At 43.4% G+C, this 22,659-nt stretch carries 20 protein-coding genes; 16 read left to right on the top strand and 4 right to left on the bottom strand.

Annotated features, from left to right (window positions below):
• The first annotated feature begins 190 nt into the window (after positions 1 to 190).
• The 7 genes from INT03_RS11530 (at position 191) to INT03_RS11500 (ending at position 5,611) form a co-directional block, all read left to right on the top strand.
• Positions 191 to 1,657, top strand: coding sequence for a hypothetical protein (locus tag INT03_RS11530; RefSeq protein WP_193009058.1), 1,467 nt, complete (start codon positions 191 to 193; stop codon positions 1,655 to 1,657).
• A 184-nt stretch (positions 1,658 to 1,841) separates the two neighbouring features.
• Positions 1,842 to 2,078, top strand: a complete 237-nt coding sequence (locus INT03_RS11525; RefSeq protein WP_045443968.1) for a PA3496 family putative envelope integrity protein — start codon at positions 1,842 to 1,844, stop codon at positions 2,076 to 2,078.
• 283 nt (positions 2,079 to 2,361) lie between these two features.
• Positions 2,362 to 2,919, top strand: a complete 558-nt coding sequence (locus INT03_RS11520) for a YecA family protein (protein WP_055124803.1) — start codon at positions 2,362 to 2,364, stop codon at positions 2,917 to 2,919.
• Between the two features lie 85 nt (positions 2,920 to 3,004).
• Positions 3,005 to 3,454 carry a YbjQ family protein gene (locus INT03_RS11515; RefSeq protein ID WP_193009057.1) on the top strand — a complete coding sequence of 150 codons (450 nt, stop codon included), beginning with the start codon at positions 3,005 to 3,007 and terminating at the stop codon, positions 3,452 to 3,454.
• A gap of 60 nt (positions 3,455 to 3,514) precedes the next feature.
• Positions 3,515 to 3,985, top strand: a complete 471-nt coding sequence (locus INT03_RS11510) for a YbjQ family protein (protein WP_193009056.1) — start codon at positions 3,515 to 3,517, stop codon at positions 3,983 to 3,985.
• A gap of 127 nt (positions 3,986 to 4,112) precedes the next feature.
• On the top strand, positions 4,113 to 4,340 hold the full coding sequence (locus INT03_RS11505) for a hypothetical protein (RefSeq protein ID WP_060491844.1): 228 nt from the start codon (positions 4,113 to 4,115) through the stop codon (positions 4,338 to 4,340).
• A gap of 347 nt (positions 4,341 to 4,687) precedes the next feature.
• Positions 4,688 to 5,611, top strand: a complete 924-nt coding sequence (locus INT03_RS11500) for a bile acid:sodium symporter family protein (RefSeq protein ID WP_055124799.1) — start codon at positions 4,688 to 4,690, stop codon at positions 5,609 to 5,611.
• 94 nt (positions 5,612 to 5,705) lie between these two features.
• Here the strand turns inward: INT03_RS11500 and INT03_RS11495 are convergent, their stop codons facing one another.
• Positions 5,706 to 6,827, bottom strand: a complete 1,122-nt coding sequence (locus INT03_RS11495) for a formate/nitrite transporter family protein (protein WP_193009055.1) — start codon at positions 6,825 to 6,827, stop codon at positions 5,706 to 5,708.
• A 317-nt stretch (positions 6,828 to 7,144) separates the two neighbouring features.
• On the opposite strand from INT03_RS11495, the gene INT03_RS11490 reads away from it, so the two are divergent.
• The 7 genes from INT03_RS11490 (at position 7,145) to INT03_RS11460 (ending at position 14,334) form a co-directional block, all read left to right on the top strand.
• Complete coding sequence (locus tag INT03_RS11490) at positions 7,145 to 10,078, top strand: valine--tRNA ligase (RefSeq protein ID WP_193009054.1); 2,934 nt, start codon at positions 7,145 to 7,147, stop codon at positions 10,076 to 10,078.
• 408 nt (positions 10,079 to 10,486) lie between these two features.
• Positions 10,487 to 11,011, top strand: coding sequence for a hypothetical protein (locus tag INT03_RS11485; protein ID WP_193009053.1), 525 nt, complete (start codon positions 10,487 to 10,489; stop codon positions 11,009 to 11,011).
• A gap of 24 nt (positions 11,012 to 11,035) precedes the next feature.
• Entirely contained in the window at positions 11,036 to 11,344 is a 309-nt protein-coding gene (locus INT03_RS11480) for a hypothetical protein (RefSeq protein ID WP_193009052.1), read from the top strand.
• Positions 11,345 to 11,348: 4 nt separating this feature from the next.
• Positions 11,349 to 11,744: a protein-export chaperone SecB gene (locus INT03_RS11475; protein WP_193009051.1), complete on the top strand. Its 396-nt coding sequence runs from the start codon at positions 11,349 to 11,351 to the stop codon at positions 11,742 to 11,744.
• 122 nt (positions 11,745 to 11,866) lie between these two features.
• A complete protein-coding gene (locus tag INT03_RS11470) occupies positions 11,867 to 13,162 on the top strand; it encodes a VWA domain-containing protein (protein WP_193009050.1) in 1,296 nt (431 codons plus the stop codon).
• A 295-nt stretch (positions 13,163 to 13,457) separates the two neighbouring features.
• Positions 13,458 to 13,880 carry a YbaN family protein gene (locus INT03_RS11465; RefSeq protein WP_193009049.1) on the top strand — a complete coding sequence of 141 codons (423 nt, stop codon included), beginning with the start codon at positions 13,458 to 13,460 and terminating at the stop codon, positions 13,878 to 13,880.
• A 244-nt stretch (positions 13,881 to 14,124) separates the two neighbouring features.
• Positions 14,125 to 14,334 (top strand): cold-shock protein, encoded by a 210-nt coding sequence (locus INT03_RS11460; RefSeq protein WP_045453470.1) that lies wholly within the window; start codon positions 14,125 to 14,127, stop codon positions 14,332 to 14,334.
• Between the two features lie 176 nt (positions 14,335 to 14,510).
• Here the strand turns inward: INT03_RS11460 and INT03_RS11455 are convergent, their stop codons facing one another.
• Entirely contained in the window at positions 14,511 to 15,593 is a 1,083-nt protein-coding gene (locus tag INT03_RS11455) for a YeiH family protein (protein WP_193009048.1), read from the bottom strand.
• Positions 15,594 to 15,802: 209 nt separating this feature from the next.
• Between INT03_RS11455 and INT03_RS11450 the strand changes: the two genes are divergently transcribed.
• Positions 15,803 to 16,738 carry a LysR substrate-binding domain-containing protein gene (locus INT03_RS11450; RefSeq protein WP_193009047.1) on the top strand — a complete coding sequence of 312 codons (936 nt, stop codon included), beginning with the start codon at positions 15,803 to 15,805 and terminating at the stop codon, positions 16,736 to 16,738.
• A gap of 357 nt (positions 16,739 to 17,095) precedes the next feature.
• On the opposite strand, the gene INT03_RS11445 is transcribed toward INT03_RS11450, so the two are convergent.
• Complete coding sequence (locus tag INT03_RS11445) at positions 17,096 to 17,557, bottom strand: universal stress protein (protein ID WP_045453475.1); 462 nt, start codon at positions 17,555 to 17,557, stop codon at positions 17,096 to 17,098.
• 437 nt (positions 17,558 to 17,994) lie between these two features.
• Here INT03_RS11445 and INT03_RS11440 point away from each other — a divergent pair, with 437 nt between their 5' ends.
• Positions 17,995 to 21,072 carry an insulinase family protein gene (locus INT03_RS11440; RefSeq protein ID WP_193009046.1) on the top strand — a complete coding sequence of 1,026 codons (3,078 nt, stop codon included), beginning with the start codon at positions 17,995 to 17,997 and terminating at the stop codon, positions 21,070 to 21,072.
• A 131-nt stretch (positions 21,073 to 21,203) separates the two neighbouring features.
• Here the strand turns inward: INT03_RS11440 and INT03_RS11435 are convergent, their stop codons facing one another.
• Positions 21,204 to 22,532, bottom strand: coding sequence for a serine hydrolase domain-containing protein (locus INT03_RS11435; protein WP_193009045.1), 1,329 nt, complete (start codon positions 22,530 to 22,532; stop codon positions 21,204 to 21,206).
• Between the last annotated feature and the right edge of the window lie 127 nt (positions 22,533 to 22,659).

The raw sequence follows: 22,659 nt of genomic DNA, 5'->3' as shown, positions 1-22,659 counted from the left end.
GCAGTTTTTAAGTAACCAAACCTTGTTGTAAATGCTATTTTAGGCAACAACAGACGTGTCGGGTTATGGTACTTAAATTCAATACATACTTATTAAGATACGCACTATTATAGTTTTTTTAAATTCGCCAAAAAATGAGGGATAGCCTTGTTTTTTTTAATTTCTCTTATCCAAAAAAGTTTACCATATCATGACGTATTTAGCGCCGCGGCAAGGGTTGTTTGCCATTATTCTTCTGGTTAGTTTTTGTTTGCAGACGTTGTTATTGGTCATCAGCACCGATCAACAGCTGAGCAAAAGTCGTGCGTTAAAAGGCGAGCAGATGGTCGCCCAGCTGATTGATGAAGCAAGGTTGTCTTTAGAAAATAAAGACCGTGTCAGCTTGAGTGTCATTGCCAATCGCTATACTAGCGAGCAAGACGTGACGCGCATATTGATTAAAGACAATAACGACGACATCTTGGTGCCTGTTGGCAATGCGCCCATGCAGCAAGGTGATACCATTCGTCAGATTGCCACCAATGGCGATTCGGTGATTGGCAGTGTGTCGTTGACGTTAAAAGATATTAGCAAAGGCGAGATTATCGCTATGCAATGGCCGTTCGTCATCGGTACGATGCTGCTGCATTTGTTGCTTTGGCTGGTTTATGGTTATCTTGCTCGTCCAACCAAAGAGCAAATTAACGCGCTTAGCCGCGATATTCAAGATTTGCATCGTGAGCAGTATATGCAAATCGATCAGCGCAGTTATGATCGGGAGTTTGAACGCCGTACCACGGATACGGATAGAGAAGCATCGGAGCATTCTGTAGAGGGTGCAACGGACAGTCAGCCAACCAATGCACACAAATTGGATGTACATAGTGAAGTAAACCAGTATTTAAGAACGCAACAAAATCAAGGGGCGACTGATACCACTGGCTCTAATAGTCAGCCTATCGATAGTACGACTGAAGAGCGAGCAGAGCATGATGCAGCAAATGGTGCTGCCCAAGATGAGATAAGCCGCGCTCATAAATCTGGTAGCGCCTCTCGGTTGTCTGCCACCCGCTCATTTGACAGTGTGAGAGTGCAGATTGTATTCCATGACGAGTTCAATATGCTTGAGCGTCTGGCACCGGCTCAGCGTTTACCTTATTTGGCATTATGTACGCAGCTATTGAATCAAGCGGTGACCGAGTTACTTAAGCAGCCATTGTTGTTGGGTGTCAGCGCGATGAACGAGCCGCGTTTCGATGACACGGGTGCTAGCGTGTTGTTAAAGGCGGACAATAGCCATGCCAAAGTGGCGTTAGCAGGTGTGATGCTTGGCAAACTGTATTTGATGCTTAACAAAATCATCCATGACAAGCACATTGAGCTAAGCCGCTTTGCGCTACCTGCTAAAGCAGGTGTCAGCGATGATGCACAGGCGCAAGCAATGACGCAATTATTACACAGCGTCGGCAAAAAAGAGCAAATGCTGATTTTGTTACCCAATGCAGGTCTTAAGCAAATCAGCCACCATGTACAGGTACAGAGTATCATGCGCCCAACCACGGTTTATGAGCGCGAATGTGCGGTGTTCGATGGTGGCAACGATTCGATGATCCAACGCTTAGCGGATGTGCGCAATGCGGTATTGATGATTGAAAGCGCAGATGAGTCGGCTATTTAATGCTGCTTATATTCGCTTATTACTATACAATTGTCTGAGATATTGTCTCTGTCGTTATCTTTAAACAGCCTAAAAATAGGGCAGTAATAATAAAAAGCATTGACAACGTGAAGTAGAGACTTTATAAGGCATATATATATTAATGTATTCTTAATACCCTTGCTAAAAATGATAGGAGTTTGTCATGAGTGACGCTGATATTGACGACGATTTTGATGATGATTTTGTCGACGATGATGATGCAAAGATGGTGGAAGAGGCCGAGACGAGCGTGCGTACGCGCTTAAGTAGTCTTGAGAAGCGTCGACTGATCGATAATCTGCTAGAAGAAAAGCGTTTGGCCAAAGAGCTAAAGGATGATCTAGACGATATAGACAATTTCGATGAAGATGGCGATGATTGGGATGATGACGATCTTTAGTTTTTAAACTTAAGTCATAGCCTAATGTGAAAGTGCTCAGTCATTTAAGCCGACTAAAGCCTTTTAATAACGGCATATTAGCTGACAGTGTAATGCTAATGATATCGCGATCGTTACTTTTTGACGGTTGCTCGCAACCCGCTCTATGCAATGATTCTTATTTTATAAAGATGGTTTGGGTGCTTTGCCAAAACCATTTTTACCTTCAAATTATCCACTATTCTGCACTTAACCGATCGTTTATGGCGACTGCCGCACTCTATCTTTCAAGGACAATTACATCATGAGTAACCAATTAAGCTTCGATGAATTATTAGACTATTTGGACAATCAAGAGAGCCCATTTGTGCTTGATAGTGTCGCCGCGCATGGTTTTTTAACAGCGACAGTCATTGGGCGTCCATTACCGAATTGGCTGGATGCACTGTTTGAAGGCCATGTTAGCGAAATCCCAGAAAATGTCATCGACGGTATCCAGCGCTGGCGCGATTCTATTATCGCTGAGCTAAAAAACGAGACACCTATTGAGCTACCGTTTGGTGAAGATGCGGGTGATGAAGAAGTGGCCGTTGATTTTTCAGATGAATCAGATATCGTTGCTTGGTCAATTGGCTTTGTCGATGCGATGTATGGCGATGAAGCCAGCGATTGGTTTGAAGATGAAGAAACGGCTGAAGATGTGGCTGTCTTGACCTTACCAATGATTTTGCTAAGCGGTATCGATGATGAAGATCCAGAGCTTGCAGAGATGCGTAAAGATGAAGACAAGCTGGCACAAATGGCCAATAGCATCGAAGGCAATTTGACTGAGTTATTTTTGTTGTTCCATACCAACGATTAGCCTTTTTTATCAATATACGGACAGCGTGGTTTGGTCTATATCCAAGTTGACGCTGTCTATATAACGTCACGGATAAGGTCGTATTATGACTGTGCAACTCTCCAATCTTGAGCATTTGCCCAACTATCAGATCACCGAGCGTTTAGATGTGGTGTACGGCAGTACAGTACGCTCAAAACACGTCGGCAAAGACTTGTTTGCTGGGCTAAAAAATATCGTTGGTGGTGAGCTGACGGCCTACACCGAGCTGTTAGAAGAGTCACGCCAAGAAGCGATCGATCGTATGGTCATCAAGGCAGAAGCCTTGGGTGCTGATGCCGTGGTAGGTCTGCGGTTTTCGACCTCTAGCATTGCCCAAGGCGCTTCTGAGCTGTTTGTCTATGGTACCGCGGTTAAAGCCATACCGATGCCGCAGCAAGTCTATCAAACCCCACCAAGCGACTCTCATCATCATCAGTCTGGTCAACAGCCAAATCTACAAAATTCTGCACCGACAGCGACCGATGACTTGCCACGTTTCAACCCTTTTGGTTAGCTAACCAAATCTTAAAGCATCGATATTTTTTTCTGATAAGTTTATGACAAGAGACGTGCCATGAATAATTCCCTTACCCAAATGCTTATCAATTACGCACCGTTTATTTTACTATTCGCTGCTGGCTGGTTTTTTGGGTCGCGTCATGAGCGCCAACATCTCGCGCAGTTAAGCGTTGCAGAGCAAGAATTAAGCCATATTATGGTCTCAAGTGAGCGCTTTTATGTGCCGAAACTTGTTGCCAATACTGAAGGTGAGCTGGTACTTGGTAGCGTGGTTATTGCCCAAGATTATTTCAAAATGATTATCGCTAGGCTGTTGAGCATTTTTGGCAAAAACTTGACCACTTACGAGACCTTACTCGACCGTGCCCGCCGCGAGGCTCTTGTACGTATGCGTACCGAAGCACAAGCCAAAGGCTATAACCATATCTACGGCTTACGTCTAGAAGTTAGCAATATCAATCAATTGGGCAGCATGGTCGAAGCTATTGCCTATGGTACGGCAGTTATCAGTACTGACCGTCACTAAAGTCCTGCCAATTTAAGATATATTCTTAATCTTATGTTCTTTCTTATCCCCAAAATAAGCACTTATCTTAGTTATCCTTGCGTTGCTATCAATGTCTAACAAGAAATTATAGAGAGTCGACTATATTATGCTTGAACTTTTCTTCTGGGGCTTCCTGCTACTTTTACAGATTGTTTTTGGGCTACTGATGTTTTATGGTGTGTTTAAAGTGATGCTCTGGTCTAGTCGTACAAAGCTTTCAAAGCGTACTTCCAGCTCATCTTCTGGAGATGACATCAACAACAGTAATCATAGCGGATATAGCAGCAATGACTCTTGTGGTGACAGTGGTGGTGATGGTGGCGGGTGTGATTGATTCCTTTCTTAGCGACAAATCTGCTCGTTCTCAGCCTAAAAATATAAATAACGGTATACCTTAAAGTTTTTCTATACTTTTATATGGCGGATATCCTACGTTTGGATACTGACTGGTGAGTAGTTGAATAAAATAGATAAGGCAGACTTTACCCCTATATACTTGCTTTTACCATGTCTTATTTTTTGCTGTTTTTTAATTGATTATCGGTGTTTAACGGCTATTGATTATGAGGATACGCCTTAGCAAGGATTGCTAATCAAGCGTCATTTAATCAGCATACTCGGTCTATAAAATTCATCTATAAAATGAACCTATAAACAGCTCTTATCTACAAGGATGTAGTTATGGAAGGTCTTGCCATAGTCACGTTAGTCAATTCAGTTATCATTCCTATTTGTCTGTTTTTAATCATGATGGGCATGGGGCTGACCCTCGTCACCAACGATTTTAAACGGGTTTTAAAATATCCAAAAGCAGTCGGCATTGGCTTGACCAATCAGTTGATACTGTTACCTATCATTGGCTTTGCGTTAGCCAATATCATGCCATTACGCCCAGAGTATGCCGTCGGGGTTATGCTCCTCGTACTGTGTCCGGGTGGCACTACCTCAAACTTATTTACCTATTTAGCCAAAGGCGATGTGGCGCTGTCGGTGACGATGACCGCGATTGCGAGCGTGATTACCGTCTTTACCATTCCCATTGTGCTGAGCTTTTCATTGATTTATTTTATGGGCAGCGGTAGTGAGTTTGAGTTACCAGTAGTAAAAACGATGCTGACTTTGGTGGTGCTGACGATAGTGCCTATTAGTGTCGGTATGCTGATTAAACGCTATGCACCAACCGTTGCCGATCGCTCACAAGTTTATGTGTCTCGATTTGGGGTGATATTTTTAACGTTTTTAGTGCTATTTTTGGGCTATGTGCAACGCGATATCATTGTCGACGCCTTTATCGCTACGGGTCCCGTATCGGTATTATTAAATCTCTCAACCATGGCGCTCGGTTATTATAGTAGTAAATGGTTCGGTCTCAACTGGGCGCAAAGAACCTCGGTGACGCTAGAAGTCGGTCTACAAAACAGTACCTTGTCGATATTTATGGCATTGACGTTATTATCTAACTACGACATGTCGATGATGCCAGCCATTTATACCTTGGTGATGTTCTTAAGCGCGGGGATTTTGGTGCGTATATTTAGCGCTCAACACGATAAGCTGAGAAAATCTGAAATAGAAAATAGCGTGTTGGCAGCGCGTATGCTGTAGATGCTGAAAACCCATAACAGGTTTAAATATTGAACCTTGTTATGGGTAATAGGCGAATTATCTATTTATAGCATTTAGCATTAACCAATACCAATCAAGGTCGGTGGGTATTTATACTGCTTCTAGCTTCCGCTTGTTCACTAGCCGTTTGTTCTTTCACTTTTTCAATTTGAAATAAGAACGTACGGTTTTTGAGTACTGCCACAAACACCACGCCGCCGACGGTATTGCCCACCAATATCACTACTAAAAACAGTAAATAACGCCCCAAGCTGACGGTATTGCCGTATAGCAAGGCAGAAAAAATCTCAATGTTGCCCACGATACTGTGGTGCAGTCCTAAAAAACCAATACTGCCAGTAATAAGCGCTACCAAAACGATGCGGCTAAGGGTGTCGCGTGCTGAGGTCACAAGCCACGCAGTGACGCCCATCATCCAACCTGCTAAGATGGCGCTACCAAATATGACCCACCACCTAAATCCTAAAATGTGTTCGGCATAAGTGTCGATGTCGCTCACGCTAAACAGCTGCATATTTAAACCCAAACCTATCATCAATGCGGCAAACAGACAGCCGCCAACGATGTTGCCAGCGATGACAATACCCCAAAGGCGTAGCAATTTGTGTAGCGGTTCAATCTTGTTAAGCACAGGTAGGCTTAATAATGAGGTTTGTTCGGTGAATAATAGCGACTGACCAATGACGACGATGATAAAGCCAATTGGGTAAAGTAGGGAGGCGAGCACGATTGCGTATTGGCTTGGTAGCACACCACTCAACAGCGCAAAAGCCGATAAAATCATAAAGAAGCTAATGCCAATCTCAAGCCCAGCGGTAAAGGCACTGGTAAATAGCGAGCCAAGTGAGCGCTCAAAGGTTTCTTTGGCATCCATCACTTGCTCAACCAAGATACTGGCATAGCTCTTTGCTTGACTCAAGTTGTCATCATTGGCGACTTTTTTGATGGTTTCCTTATCTGCTTCGCTCATATCTTCAGAGAAATCTTCGTCTTCTAAACTTTCTGTCGCCTCGGTATCATCTGGAATCGCAGTCTTGCTAATGTCTTTATCTTCAGTAAGAGATGGTTGATAAACGCTATCATCAATCAAGCGCTTATCATCAATCAAGCGCTTATCGTCTCTTTCATTAGCGTCTATTTCATCAGCTTGAGAGTGGCTGCTATTGTTATAGGTGTGCTCGGTATCTTTGGACACGGTCGGCTCGCTGTTTATAAGATCATGATTTTAGGATAAAGACGCCATTTATATGCTAGTGATGTTATAGAATATACCTCATAGCATGACCCATATTTTATAACATCACTAGCACTTATTTTGTTGGAATCTCATTCGATTGGTGACGTTTATGGGCTTTTGCGCTTATTAATGGGGCAATGCCACTCTGCAAGTCTGATAAATTGCCTTAGCATCTAACAAAATCTGGCCATCTGCGTTAAAATCACTCTATTCATTATTTTCATAATTTTTATATTCGCTTTAATCACATTCAATCAATAAAAGATAATGCCATTATGAGTAACCACAACCTTACCACATCTATTCAAGCGGCCTTAAGCCAGTTAGAGAATGCCTATAATCCTGCGGAAGTCGAAGCAGGCATGTATCAAGGCTGGGAAGAAAGCGGCTATTTTAAGCCGACCTTTGATAAAGAAGAGTCGTTCTCTATCGCCTTGCCACCACCGAATGTCACTGGCTCGCTGCACATGGGTCATGGCTTTAACAATGCCATTATGGATGCGCTCACGCGTTATCACCGTATGGATGGTGATAATACGCTTTGGCAACCAGGTACGGACCATGCAGGTATCGCGACCCAAATGGTTGTTGAACGTCGTTTGGAAGCACAAGGCATCAAACGTCGTGACATGACGCGCGAAGACTTCATCGATAAAGTATGGGAATGGAAAGAAGAGTCGGGCGGCAATATCACCAGCCAAATTCGCCGTTTGGGCAGCTCGGTCGATTGGTCGCGTGAGCGTTTTACCATGGATGATGGTCTGTCTAACGCGGTAAAAGAAGTGTTCGTACGCCTATTCGATGATGGTTTGGTATATCGTGGTAAGCGTTTGGTCAACTGGGATCCAAAGTTCCAAACTGCATTGTCTGATTTAGAAGTAGAAAACCATGACGAAAAAGGCAGCTTGTGGCATTTCCGCTATTATTTCACGGATAAAGATCTGACCACTCAAGATGGTAAAAACTATCTGGTGGTAGCGACTACGCGTCCTGAGACTTTGCTGGGTGATACCGCTGTTGCAGTCAATCCTAGCGATGAGCGTTATGCGCATTTGGTTGGCAAAACCATTACCTTGCCAATTACGGGTCGTGTCGTGCCTATCGTCGCTGATGATTATGTCGAAAAAGACTTCGGTACGGGCTGTGTAAAAATCACCCCAGCGCACGATTTCAACGATTATGAATTGGGTCGTCGTCATAGCTTACCATTGATTAATATCCTTGATGAGCGCGCCAATATCTTAGCAGCGATGGAAGTGTATCCTGATCTGCAAACACGTGAGCCAGAGTTGGAAACCACGCCAAGTGAGTATGCAGGACTTGAGCGTTTTGCCGCACGTAAGTTCCTTGTTGAGCAAGCAGGTGATCAAGGCTGGCTAGAAGACATCGAGGACTACGCACTCAAAGCGCCGCGTGCTGAGCGTGGTGGTACGATCGTTGAGCCGTGGTTGACCGATCAGTGGTATGTCGCGGTTAAAGAATTGGCTAAGCCTGCGATTGATGCGGTAGAAGACGGCAGCATCGAGTTTGTCCCTGCACAGTACAAAAACATGTATATGTCGTGGATGACCGATCTACAAGACTGGTGCATCAGCCGTCAGCTCTGGTGGGGACATCGTATCCCTGCATGGTATGACGATGAGACTGGTGAAGTTTATGTTGCCCGTGACGAAGCGGAAGTGCGTAGTAAATACAGTCTCAGCGATGACGTGATCTTGCGCCAAGATGATGACGTACTCGATACGTGGTTCAGCTCTGGTCTATGGACGTTCAGTACGCTTGACTGGGCAGACGTCAACGCCGACCCACGCGTGATGGACACCTTCCACCCGACCAGCGTGTTGGTGACAGGTTTTGACATTATTTTCTTTTGGGTGGCGCGCATGATCATGATGACCATGCACTTCGTGAAAAACGAAGACGGCACGCCGCAAGTACCGTTTAAGACCGTCTATGTGCATGGTCTGGTACGTGATGGCAATGGTCAAAAAATGTCAAAATCGAAAGGTAACGTCTTAGATCCGATTGACCTCATCGACGGTATTGATCTGGAAGCGCTGGTAGAAAAACGCACCAGCAATATGATGAATCCAAAAGACGCGGCCAAAATCGAAAAGCAAACGCGTAAAGAGTTCCCAGAAGGCATCCCAGCTTTTGGTACGGATGCACTGCGCTTTACCTTTACATCCCTTGCCAGTACCGGTCGCGATATTAACTTTGATCTAAAGCGTGTCGAAGGCTATCGTAACTTCTGTAATAAAATCTGGAACGCCAGCCGTTTTGTACTTATGAACTGTGTCGATGGCGAAGGCAATGCCAAGCCTATCGACCAAGCGGCAAACCCTGACGTTTGGGAATTACCAGAAAAATGGATCATGAGTCGTCTGAACTCTACCATTGCCGATATCCATCAGCATTTCGCCCAGTATCGTCTCGATATGGTCAGCCAAGATATCTATGAGTTTATCTGGAATGAGTACTGTGATTGGTACGTTGAGCTTGCCAAAGCCAGTCTGAATGATGACTCGGTATCGGATGAGCGTAAAGCGCAAATCCGCTATGTACTGCTGCACGTGCTAGAGACGGCGCTACGCTTTAGCCATCCAATCATGCCGTATCTGACCGAGCAAATCTGGCAGACGGTTGCACCGCTATTGGGTCGCAAAAACACGGACAGCATCGTGGTCGCTGACTATCCAAAAACGGATAAGGCACAAATCAGTGAGCAGGTTGAGGCGGATATGGCGTGGTTACAGGAGCTAATCGCTAGCGTTCGTAACATCCGTGGTGAGATGAAACTGGGTAACGCGGTACGTCTGCCAGTGCTACTACAAAATATATCTGCTGATGAAGATGCGCGTCTATCACGTATCAAAAACCAGTTCAAAGCGCTTGCCAAAGTCGAGAGCTTAGAGATCGTCAAAGAAGGTGATGAAGTGCCATTGTCGTCATCAAGTATGGTCGGTCAGCTACGGGTACTCGTACCGATGAAAGGTCTGATCGATCCAACGGCTGAGCTGGCACGTTTGGGTAAGTCATATGATAAGTTGAAAGGTCAATCTGAAGGTATCGCCCGCAAGCTAGGCAATGAAGGCTTTGTCAGTAAAGCACCTGCGGAAGTGGTAGAAGCAGAGAAAGCAAAACTGGCTGAGTTAGAAGGGCAGTTGACGGCGATGACGGCGCAGATGGAGCAGTTGAAAGCGTTGTAATTTGAAAGTAGATATCTATAGTAATAAAAAACGCTGTCACATTTGTGATGGCGTTTTTTATTGTTTACTTTAAAAAGATTATTGGACTGCAAGTCATAACAGATAACTGTGAGAAAGGTTTTTTACAAGCTTAATCGATAGAATGTAACGAAAAAATAGACTTCTGTTAACATTATTTGTAATGAAGTCACTATTTAAAAAATGTATAATCCATGCGTAAGAATAAAATATCATATTATTCAAGATGTATATTAGGAAATATCGATGTAACTCTATTGATAATACTATTATGATAAATATGTTCAAAGGATACAATCTCATTAAAGTATGCTCTTAAAGATACTGTGATTAGCGTAGCTGAATGTTATTACACACTCTAAACCTTAAATGTTACTGGTCGTTTCAACTGTGAATATATCTACACTAAAAGGCATCCACGGTACGACTAAGTATCATGCAGAATCTATCCTCGTTAACGGATTTAAAGTAGACCCTGATGGAAAAGTGGGTAAAGCAGGACGAGGAGTATACTTCTGGCATTATCTCCATGATAGAAGTACTGCAGTATATTGTGCCAATGCATGGACAAACTTTGCTAAAAAACAGGGTTCTTATGATCAAGAAAAGGATTGTACATTAGTTAACATTGAGGTAGAAATATTAACTAATGTCGATAGTATATTGAATTTTGAAGGTCAAGTTCAGGAGAGCTTTAATAAAGCTTTTCCTATAGGTAGTTACGATGAGAGCAGCTATGGAGCAAAATTAGATGTATTTATTGAAGAATTGGAAAGTAACCTTTCTTGTAAGTTTAATTTAGTAAAAATTAATTTATCTGTGCCAAATTTGGGAAGAAATGTAGCGTTTGCTAATTCTTTTCCAGCTATCATTATCAAAGACGACGTAGATATCAATATATTAGATAGTTTCTAATATTAAAATTTAAGGGGAATATATATGAACCTTCAGCAAGCATTAGAAAAAACAGTTGAAAGAATTCAATCTACTGCAAAAGAAGATATGAAGGAAAAGCTTTCAAGAGTAGAAAAAAAAGCTTTTGTAAGCACTTTAAACCAATTATGGAAATTTAACATATCATCTTCGGAATCAGATGAATTTTCTGTGATTGAGGAGACTATATTGGTAAGCCATATTTGTGCGAAAAGATATAGAACAACTGATAGCCTAAAAGTAATACTGAAGACTATTGATAATTCTGTAACTAATACTACTTGTAACAGTAAAAAATATCTTTTAGCTGCGTGAGAATATGAAACATCATCCGATACAACTTAAATCAATACAGGTAAATAAACTCTACTTAGAAGTTCTAAATAGAGATATAGCCACCAAAGAAGAAATAGAAATTGATGTTCAATTTAAAGTCGGTTCTAAATTACCAGCACCTGACGATGATATTATTATAGTCAACTTTATTTGTAATGTTACTCAAGAAGATGGATTCAATATACAGATTGATATTTTTGGAATATTCGCTTTAGAAGGTAGTTTTCCAAGAGATAAGTTAGATCATTGGTCTCGTAATAATGCTCCTTTAATACTTATGCCTTATGTCAGAGAGAATGTTGCATCTTTATGTGTACGTTCTGATTTGAATTTCCATTTGCCTTTGGTAGAGGTGCCTACTATACGGTATGGAAAATAGTAGTAAATAATTCTATTCTGTTTCAAACTAAAAACCGCCACAGCAAATACTGTAGCGGTTTTTTAACGTCAGTAATTAGTCTATTATCTTCAAAGGAATAATACGCTACCGTAAGGAACACCATGAACAATCTCACCGTCGGACAACGCGCGCCTTTAAGCAACCTTGCTATTGACGATACCGCACCCATCACGCTCAAATTCACTCGTCAAAGCCCAATAGAAATGGACATCAGCTGCTTTGCCTTAGACGCAGCAGGCAAGCTGATCAATGATGATTACATGGTATTTTATAATCAGCCGACTTCACCATGCGGGCAAATCAAGCTTACCCATTACGAGTCGCAGCCAACGGCGAGTAAAGGCATCCAAGTTGAGTTTGAAGTGAATTTATCCAAACTGGCTACCAATATAGACAGCTTATTTTTTGTGTTATCAGCCGACACGCCGCTGAATCAAATTCAATCGTTAGAGATTGGCATTTGGCAGCAATCGCAAAAGGTACAGGCAGAGTATCAAGCTGCAGATTTTGCCCAGCAGCAAGCCAGTATGCTGATGCAACTTTATCGTAAGAGTGGCGTTTGGCGAGTATCTAACGTCGCGCAAGGCTTTAATGGTGGACTTGCCGCCATCGTGCAGCATTTCGGTGGTGATGTAGAAGAGGGCAGCTCGCAAGCAGCCGAGGCAACCGAAACACCAGTTCAAGCAAAACCATCGCTAGAAAAGGTCATGCTAGACAAAGCCCCAAAACTGGTCAATTTGGCCAAAAAAGCCACGATATCGCTTGAGAAACGCCAATTGCAGCAGTTAACGGCAAAGGTCGCATTGGTGCTAGATGCCTCAGGCTCAATGAACAGACAGTATAAACAAGGCCGTGTGCAAGAAGTGGTCAACCGCTTATTGCCATTGGCAGTGAGCTTCGATGACGACCAAGCGCTAGACTGTTGGGCGTTTGCCCGAGATCCGCAGTATTTGGGTGAGATTGGGCTGAGCAATTATGACGGTTTCATTGACAACGCTCATGGCGGCTGGCGCAAATGGGCACTTGGCCCGCGCGTGAATAACGAAGCAGAAGTCATGAAAGCCGTGACGGAGTTTTATCAAAATGATGGGTTGGATGTACCTGTCTATGTTTTATTTATCAGTGATGGCGGGGTGAATGACAATCGCGGTATCACCAGAGTCATGACGGAAGCCGCGAAACTACCGATATTTTGGCAGTTCGTGGGCTTAGGTGGTCGTGGTTATGGCATCCTAAAAAAACTAGACGACATGGAAGGGCGCGTGATTGATAATTGCGACTTTTTTGAACTCGATGATTTGGATGACATTAGCGAAGAAGCCTTGTATGAAAACATGCTAGAAGAGTTTCCAAGCTGGCTAAAAGAGGCACGCCAGATAGGATTGATAGCGAAATAACTAAATCAGGATAGTATCTTTAACGATAAAACCGTTCATAATCCAGCTATGAGCGGTTTTTTATTGCTAAAAATTCAGTCAAAGGTGGTGAGCTCACTTACCCAACCACTAACCAAACATACCTATTGATAGCAAAAACCTCGTAAAAATAGCCTTGTACCGTTTTGAGTGATATTGCATGCTTAGCTACCTATATAGGTAGGCAGTTCTATAAATGATTATCTGGTTTAAAAATCTAGCTGTCTAACCTTTATCGAATATTAGCCACTCCATATCATTCAATGACAGTATTTTTATGAGCCAACACAAAAAAGCCTTTTATTATCGACCCAAAACCAACCAGCATAACAGCCCAACGGTGCGTTGGACGTTTGTCATACTGGGCTGGCTATTTTTTGTATTAGGGATTATCGGCGTGTTACTGCCAGTCATGCCGACCGCACCTTTTATATTACTGGCGGCAGGTTGCTGGGCACGTAGTTCGCGACGCTTTCATTTTTGGTTGATTAATCATAAATACTTTGGGAAATTTGTCCGCGATTGGGAAAATAATCATGCGGTGCCTCTCTATGCTAAGTGGTTAGCGACAATAATGATGACTATTTCAACAGCGATGTTATTTTTTAATATTCCCGCCGATATGATATGGATGGCATGGCTGGTAGCCGTGGTCTGTACTGGGGTAGCGGTCTATTTGTTCCGTTTGCCAAACGCCTAAAATACGTTGATTTTCAGGTCAAAAATCATAAAAAACGGGCTTTAGTTACATGAAAGCTAAGATAAGACTTGCGAAATCAGGATGTTCCCCCTATAATACGTCCAAGCTTAAGAGCAGTTCTGCACCAAATCATTACCTCGTAGTATTAGTTATAATCCTTCGTTTTAATATTTATCGTTCAGTAGCTATTTGCAAGCGTTATCGGTCACTAGGCCATTAATAAATTTAAAAGTAGGATTATATTATGTCAGACGTTCAAAAAGGTACAGTTAAGTGGTTCAACGAAGCTAAAGGCTTTGGTTTTATCGCTCCAGAAACTGGCGCAGACGTTTTTGCTCATTACAGCGAAATCACTGGTTCAGGTTTCAAAACTTTGGCTGAAGGCCAAGAAGTTGAGTTCACTGTAACTCAAGGTCAAAAAGGCCCACAAGCCCATAACATCGTTGCTATCTAATTTGTCTTTATAGACACTTAGAGCAAGATGAAAAAAAAGCGAACCTTCGGGTTCGTTTTTTTTCGTCTAAAATTTGGTGTAGATTACTTATAAAAAAGCCTACGACTAGTATAGTCGTAGGCTTTGTTGATTCTGCATAAATTTATAGTGGGCAAGCCATCATAGAAATGAGCGTTTTATAAAAAACTGATACCAATATTAATCAATCCACCGCCAACGATCAGCCAAGCAAACATAATCGCCCCTAAGATAAGGGGTTTAACGCCAGCTTGTTTAATAGCGCCCAAATGCGTGGTTAGACCAAGCGCAAACATCGCCATGGTAAGCAGCACATCGTCTAGCATCACCATACTACGCTCAAAGCTTGCGGTCATCGGCACCCAAGTGTGTAGTAAAACGATGGCAATAAATATAAAGGCAAACCAAGGAACTTTGACTTGTTGGACGCGATTTATAAACGATGGTTTTTTGCCATTGTCGCTGCTACCTTTGGTTAGGGCAAACGATAAAATAAGTAAAAAAGGGGCAAGCATCATGACGCGTATCATCTTGGTGACAACCGCTGTGTCACCCACTTCGGGACTGACTGCGTTACCAGCGACGACGACTTGCGCCACTTCATGAATGGTGGAACCCGTATAAATCCCGTACTGCTGAGCATTTAGCCAAGGTTGCAACCAACCAAGATGGTATAAAAACGGATAGAGCAGCATCGCAACCGTACCAAAGACCACCACTGTCGCCACAGCGATAGTGACTTTGTGGGCTTCCGCCTTGACCACAGGCTCGGCGGCAATCACCGCGGCGGCACCGCAAATGCTTGCGCCTGACCCAATCAATAGCGTCGTTTGTTTATCGACTTTTAACCATCGGGTACCTATCCAATAGGTGAGTAAAAAGGTCGATGTCAATACCAACGCATCGCTCATCACTGCAGACAGTCCGACACTTGATACTTGGGTTAGGGTTAACTTAAAGCCATAAAACATGATGGCGAGGCGCAATATTTGACCTTTGGCAAATGCCACGCCAACATTTAAGCGCTCAGCAAGGTTAGGATAGACCGTATTACCCAGTATCATTCCAATGAGAATGGCTAAAGTTAAAGAAGACAAGCCAACGATACGTCCATCTGTCCATGTGTTTACGCTAGTATTGAGCCATAAGCAAAATAAGCTACCAATCAGCACGACGATAAGCCCTGCTAGATGGCGGCTGCGTGGAAAATAGTTATTAATTGATTGGGTCAAGGCGTACATGACTGGCTGTCCTATTATCTATAATCGAAATAAGCATAAGCTTATGAATAGACATTATAAGACAGACTAATTTATAATAAAAACAGATTAATAAGATATAAACTATCGATTTTTTAGGTCAATAGAAAGTCTTTAGGTTAAAAAGAGGGGCTTTTAAAATAACAGGTGATTTTTAGGTTGTATCAATAGGATAGGGCGTCAGAGAAATTATGAAAAAAGCCATGCAGGTATTACCAAAGATTACCCTCAAGCAATTATCGGTGTTTGTCAGTATCTATCAAACGGGTAGCACCAGTCGTGCCAGTGAAGTGCTGCATTTATCGCAGTCGGCGGTCAGTAGTGCGCTGACAGAATTAGAAGCAAGGCTGCAAATGCCATTGTTTGAGCGGGTCGGGCGTAGGCTCAATCAGCACCCCAATGCTCATCCTATTTATATACAGGCACAAGCTATCCTAGGGCAGGCTTTGACACTGGAGCATTATCATAAGCATCAGGCAGGGCAGATTCATATCGGTGCCAGTACCACCATCGGTAATTATGTACTGCCACCGCTGCTTGCCAAGCTATATGCGACGCTACCCGATGCCCATATCGATATGTATATCGCCAATACTCAAGAAGTGGTCAGCGAAGTTGAACAATTAAATATTGATATTGCGCTCGTAGAGGGTATGCCGCGCCCGACAGATATGAAAGTCATTGAGCAGCGTGCGTGGCGGACAGATACCTTGATGATCTTTACCAAGCGCGATAGCAAATGGTTGACAGGCATGGCCGCGTATAACGATGCGGATAATTGCTACGAGCTTAGCATTGCACAACTGGCAAAACTGCCGCTATTGGTACGAGAGGCAGGGTCAGGTACCCGGCAAATTATTGACGAGCAGCTGCTCAAGCATTTGCCTGATGCGGAAATTGTGATGGCGATTCAGCAGTCGGAAGCTATTAAGCATATGGTGAGTGCAGATATTGGTCTTGGCTGTTTATCACAGCATGTCATTCAGGCAGAGCTGACAGCAGGAGCGCTGGTACAGGTGAAAGTCGCGGGCATCGATTTGTCACGGACTTGGTGGCTAGTGTGGCATAAAGCCCGCCATCAAAGCCCGATTTGGCAAAGCTTTATTGATATTTTGACAGAAGATTAATTTTAGTGATAAATATAGAGGTATTAGCGAGAATATCTACTATTTTAATTAGGGCGTGTCTTCAATTCACTCGATAGTCCTCTAAATGGGCTAAAAATGGCTAAATCTTGCCAAACATCGTCAAATAGCTGGTTAATATCCCGATATTATCTGCGCTATTTTCCTTGTTTGACGGCAATTTATCTCATTTTTATCACCATTTTTGAAATGAAGACACGCCCTAGTAATAAAAAAGCGCACTGTCAGACAATGCGCTTTTTTTAATGAGCTTTTTTAATGAGCTTTTTTAATAGTTTTTTTAATAGTTTTTTTAATAGCTTTAACTAACTTGGAAACAACGTTAAGTCTTTTTTTAAACTACTTATTAACGGGTTTATCCAGTCTTACGACCAAGCTATCGCATGGGACGTTAGGCAAGATATTATCTGCCGTCGCGCCACTGAGCCAAGCGGCGATACCATGGCGTTCATGACGACCGATGACTAACAAATCAACGTCATGCTTGTGGCAATAGTTGACGATGCCTTCACTGTTAGAGATGGCAGTGGTCACTTCAGAATTCACCGCATGTAGGTCATTACGCTCCAGAAACTGTGCCAGTTTGGCACGCGCTTCCTGACAGCGTTCATCGTCAATCTCATCGTATAAGCTGGAGGCTGGCACCAGCTCATAGCCAAAGCCAACCATGGTATCTTTGACGATATGTAATACCGATAACTTAGCGTTAGGACGATTCTCGACGATACGTTTGGCCTTTTGGGCGACCACATCAGCATCGGACATTAAGTCGGTGACCAATAAAATATGTTCGTAACTCATGAGCGGCTCCTTGTGACAGATAATTTTAACTATAGCATTACTGATGGCTGCTGTTAAGTAAGCTTTGAGTTCGCTTTGTGAAAATCCGACATTCTGCCATATTGGTCATTTTTATTACTACAGTATCTTGACTTATGAAGGTGCGAACCCCATCTAATTCCGTTAGGCAAATTCTTTTTAATTTATACCAGCGCATTGCTATCATTTAAAATGATGCACGGGTACATGCCATTAAATTTGAATATTACTCATAAGTTAATCACAATAAAACTCACAATATTTTTATATAATTATCATATAAAAAAGACCCTACGATAAGTATTAAATACACTATTTATCTATTGTTTACTCCGATTTTATTTTATCGCCACTGGCTATATTTAGTCATTAATCGCATATTATTCTAAATAAAATTAGAGCAATCCATAAGGAAAATTATGACCGACACGTTATCTACTACTGATCTAACTTTGCATCCTGCCTTTGAGCTGATTGAGCACCGCCATATCGATGCATTGTCGATGGACGTATTAATAAGCCAACACGTCAAAACAGGCGCGATGCATTACCACTTGGCACATCCGAGTGACGAAAATGCCTTTTTGGTTGGTTTTCGTACTCAGCCAATGGATTCAAAAGGTGAGGCGCATATTTTAGAGCACGTGGCTTTATGTGGCTCTGAAAAGTTCCCCGTCCGTGACCCGTTTTTCTCAATGATTAAGCGTTCGCTTAATACCTTTATGAATGCGATGACAGCAGCTGATTGGACAGCTTATCCGTATGCGACGCAAAATAAAAACGACTATTTTAACTTGCTTGCCGTTTATTTGGATGCCTCGTTTTTTCCAAATATTCATCCGCTGGATTTTGCCCAAGAAGGCATTCGTGTAGAGTTAGACGAAAATGACAAGCCGCAATTTAAAGGCATCGTTTTTAATGAAATGAAAGGCGCAATGAGTGGTGAGATTGACCAGTTGTATCATACGGTCGCCCATCATTTATTCCCAACGACGACGTATCACTATAATTCGGGCGGCGATCCTGCCGATATTCCTGACTTGACCCATACTGAGCTGGTTGAATTTCATCAGAGTCATTATCATCCATCAAACAGCGTGATTATGAGCTTTGGTAATATTCCAGTCGCTGAAACCCAAGCCAAAATCCATGAAGATGCCTTGATTCAGTTTGAAGCAGGTAAAAAACACGTCTCACGTCCTGAAAAACGCCTGTCTGCACCGATTAGTGCGGTTGATACTTATACGGCTGACGAAGCAGGGCCTGACCAAACGCATCATGTGATTGCATGGTTATTACCATCGATTACTGATCCGAAGCAGCGTTTAGCATTGCGTTTATTAGAAGGCGTGTTGGTTGAACATGCTGGCTCACCGTTACGTGCTTATTTGGATAGCCATCCACTTGGTAAAGCACCAAGTCCGCTACTAGGGCTGGATGACAGTCATTATGAAATGGTCTTTTATACCGGTCTGCGCGGTTCAAACCCTGAACACGCCGAAGCGGTAGAACAGGGCATTATTGATTTGCTTACACAAGTGGCGAGCAAACCGATTGATGATGAAACGATTGAGACGATTCTGCATCAAATCGAGATCGATCAGCGCCATATCGGCGGCGATAGCATGCCCTATGGTCTAAATCTCATGCTAGAAGGCTTTAGCACTGCCATTCATGATGGTAATCCTATCGATGTCTGGGAAGTTGATGAGCATTTGCAGTGGCTACGTGAGCAAGTAAAAGATGCGCAATGGTTACCGAATTTAATCAAGACTCATTTGCTTGATAATCAGCATCGTGTGCGTGTGACCATGACGCCTGATAGTGAAAAATCCGCCCGTTTGGCGGCAGCTGAGCAGACTCGTCTTGATACCATCGAGATGGATTTGACCGCTGATGATAAAGCTATCTTAAAACAACAAGCGCTTGATTTGGCAGCGCGCCAAGCAGCGCCTGATGATTTAAGCCTATTGCCAAAAGTGGGTTTAGAAGACGTACCGACCGATATCAGCTTTAAACAAGGCACGCAAAAGCAGATTAATTTGAGCGGCAAAGAAAGTACGTTATTTGAATATGAAGCGGGCACTAACGGCTTATATTATTATCAAATAATTGTACCGTTGACTGATGCGATTGGTAATGAGGATACAAGCGAGCTACCCGTTAATGAAGTCATTAATCATCCGCTATTGCCTATTTATTTAAGCTTATTGTCAGAGCTAGGTACAGATTCGCTCAGCGCTCACGAAATGCAGGCCAAACAAGCGGCGCATTCATCAGGGGTGACTGCTAGAATCAGCCAGCGTACCAATGTCGATGACAGCCAAGCGATTAGCAGCTACTTTGTGGTGGCAACGCGCGCGCTGAATCGTAAACCTGAAGCGATTGAGTTGCTCAAAGAAGTCATGGAACACAGTATCTTTAGTGAGCATGATCGTATCAAAGAAATCTTGCAGCAGCGTCAAGCAGGTTGGCAATCAAACCTTGCTGGTTCAGGGCATTCTTATGCCATGCAAACCGCCAGCCGTGGTATGAGTCGTCAAGCGCAGTTAGAATATGTACGCAGTGGTCTGCCAGCATTGAACGCGCTAAAAGACTTCTTGACCCATGCCAGTAGCGATGATGCACAGTGGGATAAACTTGCAACCAGCTTGATGGACTTACATCAACGTTTAATCAGTTTACCTAAGCATGCCGTCATCATCTGTGAAGCGGAGCAAACTGAACGCTTAAGCAATTTAATCGTTGATAGCTGGAAAGACAGTCAAGCGCCAAAAATTGCAGCGCAGTTAAAAAATGCTGATGCAAGTATCGACGCCAATATTCCAAGCGAGTTTGCCGAATTGCAACTTGATACGGCGTTAAATGGTGATAAAGACGCGGTCGAAGCGCTAGAAAGTGATGTGGTGCTCGATGTTGAAGACTTGGCGTGGTTAGTGCCAACCAACGTCTATCATAATGCCAGTGCTTATACCGTGCCAGCGGCTGATCATCCTGATACGGCAGCCTTGATGGTATTAGCGCCTTATCTACGCAATGGTTATCTGCATAGCGCTATTCGTGAGCGCGGCGGTGCTTATGGCGGCGGTGCGGGCTACGATGCCAATGCCTGTGCCTTTAAGTTCTTTAGCTACCGTGACCCGCAGTGTGCTGAAACTTTTGCGCACTTCGATGCCAGTATCGAGTGGCTATTGAATGAGCCGCAAACGGACGAGCAGTTAGAAGAAGCCATCTTAGGTATTATCTCAGGTATGGATAAGCCAGGCTCTCCAGCAGGGGAGGCGGTTAAAGCCTGCTTTGCAGATTTGCATCATCGCGGTGTAGAGTGGCAGCGTAAAATGCGTGCCTCAATATTGGCTGTGACCGTGGCAGACTTGCAGCGCGTTGCTAAGCAATATCTACAAGGTCAAAAACACGTGCGGGCAGTACTCGCACCTTATGATAAAGAAGCAGCGGTAAAAGAGTTAGGCTTTAACGTTTGTAAAATTAAAAGCTAATCTTCTTCAAGTCTGCTGATTTAATTATTATAAAAAAACCGCCGCTTTCAGTATTTATATTGAAAGCGGCGGTTTTTATTTTGGGTGAGTCTTTTAAAGCGCTATTTCTTAGAGACTGGTTTTTTAAAGGCTTACTTTTTGATTAAGTAATTTGCCAGCGCTTTATAAGCTGGTAGCGAGGTAGAGTCAATTTTACCATTACTGGCGTCTGGGTATGACGCAAAACGAACGATGACCATATCAGCTGCTGGATCCACATAGACAGTTTGACCGTGGACGCCGCGTGCTGCATAGATGGGCGTGGGGTTATTAAATAACCACCACATGCTTGTGTAGCTGCCGTTAGTCAGCTGCTTATAATCGGCTTTCGCAAAAGCCTCTTTATCGCCACCCGCTTCGATATTATCAACGACCGCAGCTGGGAATAAGCGCTCACCATTAATTTCGCCTTTATTGAGCATCAAGCTACCAATGCGTGCCATATCATGCAAACCTGCACTAAGACCGCCGCCAGCAAACGGCGTACCTTTAGCATCGACCGTCATATAGGCGCTTTGTTCAGCACCGATTTTTTGCCAGATGCGTTCCGAGAGTAATTCATTCACCGCTTTACCAGTCGTACGCGAAATAATCCAACCTAGCGCGTCGCTATTAATGGTGCGGTAGTTGAATGCTTCCCCATGTTCGCCGTTCTTCTTAACTGTTTGCAGGTACTCAAAGTAACCATTGGGTCCTTTATAGTCTTTCGGTTTTGGTAATGGGCTTGCCGCTTCTGAATACTTCCAGATATCGGCATTAGGATCAGCATAGTCTTCGCTATAATCGAGCGCTGTGGTCATGTCCATGACTTGGCGTACGGTTGCATCACCAAAGCCACTGTTTTTGAGCTCTGGAATGATAGACGCCACCAAAGCTTTATCGTCAAGCTTACCTTCGGTCACGAGGATTTCTGCTAACAGCCCAGTCATTGATTTGGTCATCGACATCGCCGCATGATTGCCCAGCTCATTGAGGCAGCCATTTTGGCGCTCGTATACCACCTTCCCATGATGCATGACCATAATGCCGTCAGTATAATTGGCATCCAGTGATTGCTTCCAAGTTATCGGGCGCTTACTGTTAGTAGGCATAAAGGTGATGGCATCGATGTTTTTATCTAACGCATAGCTGAGCTTGGAAGGCGCACCGATACCGCGACTGACGTCAGTGGTGGGCATCAACTCACGGATATGACAGACCGTCCAGCGCAGCTTGGGAAAACTAAAAAAATTAGAGGAAGGTTGAGTAATCAGTTTATCGGCAGGCGGCGGAAAACCTTGCATCCAGCCAAGCGTTTGTGGGTCGGATTGTTTGGCGGTTAACCGTGCATCTTCCGCATGGCTGGTGATACTTATACTGGTTAGAGTCATGGCGATGGTCAGTGGTAGTAGCGGTAAAGAGCGTTGCAATAAAGTCAGCATAATATTCTCGCAAGTCGGCTTAAACGATTAACTTCAGACAATAAAAAACCATTGATAAGTGGCTATATTCAAAACTTAGCATAAGACTTATCAATGGTTTTTACCAACCACTTTTGTAAAGCAGTCG

The sequence above is a fragment of the Psychrobacter sp. PG1 genome, from assembly GCF_014897815.1.
Lineage (GTDB): Bacteria > Pseudomonadota > Gammaproteobacteria > Pseudomonadales > Moraxellaceae > Psychrobacter.
Note: the sequence above shows the minus strand (reverse complement) of the source record. Positions and strands in the feature narration are given on the sequence as shown.

Bases quoted from the DNA above. Each gene is read 5' to 3' on its own strand.
- INT03_RS11530 (WP_193009058.1), top strand. From the start codon at position 191: ATGACGTATTTAGCGCCGCGGCAAGGGTTGTTTGCCATTATTCTTCTG.
- INT03_RS11525 (WP_045443968.1), top strand. From the start codon at position 1,842: ATGAGTGACGCTGATATTGACGACGATTTTGATGATGATTTTGTCGAC.
- INT03_RS11520 (WP_055124803.1), top strand. From the start codon at position 2,362: ATGAGTAACCAATTAAGCTTCGATGAATTATTAGACTATTTGGACAAT.
- INT03_RS11515 (WP_193009057.1), top strand. From the start codon at position 3,005: ATGACTGTGCAACTCTCCAATCTTGAGCATTTGCCCAACTATCAGATC.
- INT03_RS11510 (WP_193009056.1), top strand. From the start codon at position 3,515: ATGAATAATTCCCTTACCCAAATGCTTATCAATTACGCACCGTTTATT.
- INT03_RS11505 (WP_060491844.1), top strand. From the start codon at position 4,113: ATGCTTGAACTTTTCTTCTGGGGCTTCCTGCTACTTTTACAGATTGTT.
- INT03_RS11500 (WP_055124799.1), top strand. From the start codon at position 4,688: ATGGAAGGTCTTGCCATAGTCACGTTAGTCAATTCAGTTATCATTCCT.
- INT03_RS11490 (WP_193009054.1), top strand. From the start codon at position 7,145: ATGAGTAACCACAACCTTACCACATCTATTCAAGCGGCCTTAAGCCAG.
- INT03_RS11480 (WP_193009052.1), top strand. From the start codon at position 11,036: ATGAACCTTCAGCAAGCATTAGAAAAAACAGTTGAAAGAATTCAATCT.
- INT03_RS11475 (WP_193009051.1), top strand. From the start codon at position 11,349: ATGAAACATCATCCGATACAACTTAAATCAATACAGGTAAATAAACTC.
- INT03_RS11470 (WP_193009050.1), top strand. From the start codon at position 11,867: ATGAACAATCTCACCGTCGGACAACGCGCGCCTTTAAGCAACCTTGCT.
- INT03_RS11465 (WP_193009049.1), top strand. From the start codon at position 13,458: ATGAGCCAACACAAAAAAGCCTTTTATTATCGACCCAAAACCAACCAG.
- INT03_RS11460 (WP_045453470.1), top strand. From the start codon at position 14,125: ATGTCAGACGTTCAAAAAGGTACAGTTAAGTGGTTCAACGAAGCTAAA.
- INT03_RS11455 (WP_193009048.1), bottom strand. From the start codon at position 15,593: ATGTACGCCTTGACCCAATCAATTAATAACTATTTTCCACGCAGCCGC.
- INT03_RS11450 (WP_193009047.1), top strand. From the start codon at position 15,803: ATGAAAAAAGCCATGCAGGTATTACCAAAGATTACCCTCAAGCAATTA.
- INT03_RS11445 (WP_045453475.1), bottom strand. From the start codon at position 17,557: ATGAGTTACGAACATATTTTATTGGTCACCGACTTAATGTCCGATGCT.
- INT03_RS11440 (WP_193009046.1), top strand. From the start codon at position 17,995: ATGACCGACACGTTATCTACTACTGATCTAACTTTGCATCCTGCCTTT.
- INT03_RS11435 (WP_193009045.1), bottom strand. From the start codon at position 22,532: ATGCTGACTTTATTGCAACGCTCTTTACCGCTACTACCACTGACCATC.